General features: G+C 56.7%; 1 protein-coding gene. It reads right to left on the bottom strand.

Annotated features, from left to right (window positions below; all coding sequences use genetic code 11):
- A partial coding sequence (locus tag NUW87_RS12020; RefSeq protein ID WP_269028680.1) for a type 2 periplasmic-binding domain-containing protein occupies positions 1 to 504 on the bottom strand: 504 nt, incomplete at its 3' end.
- Positions 505 to 564: the final 60 nt, after the last annotated feature.

Raw genomic sequence — 564 nt, 5'->3', positions numbered from 1 at the left:
GGGGACTGGACTCTTGTTTGGACAGATCGGCTCGTAGTCTGCAGAATTCACGTTTCTCGCCCAGTCGGGACCGTTGCCATCGCTGTTTTCCTTCACGATGGTGTGTTTGATGAAGGCGACATCGCCGGCACCCTCAACAAGGCACCTGAAGGCTCCAGCATAGCCGTAGTAATGCTCTTCAGCGCTGGGCTTGCACTTGTACTCATCTCCCACAGACTTGCTACTTCCTGCACATGCAGCGCAGAATGGAGAGGTTGGTTCTGCTCCAGGGGCGCAGCCAGAGCTGAAGAAGGTGGTGAAGTCGCAGTTGTTGGTCTGTTTGTGGATGAGGCCCATGGGAATGTTCCAGCCCGCCGTTCTGCCCATGCCCGTGTGGCAAGACCTCTTCCCCTTCAGGGTCTCCCAGGTTATGCCCATTCCCTTCTTGACCACAGCGACAGCGTAGTAAGAGGATGCTGGAGCTGAAGAAACACTGCATTGTGCTTCGTCGTACTGCTCCACCATGACTGGAACCAGACCGCACTTCCCGGCCGTGTACACCTGTCCTCCGTCCACTGCCATCGC

It is taken from the genome of Corynebacterium pilbarense (genome assembly GCF_026930265.1).
GTDB classification, from domain to species: domain Bacteria; phylum Actinomycetota; class Actinomycetes; order Mycobacteriales; family Mycobacteriaceae; genus Corynebacterium; species Corynebacterium pilbarense.
The sequence above is the reverse complement of the archived record's forward strand: the minus strand, read 5'-3'. Positions and strand labels throughout refer to the sequence as shown.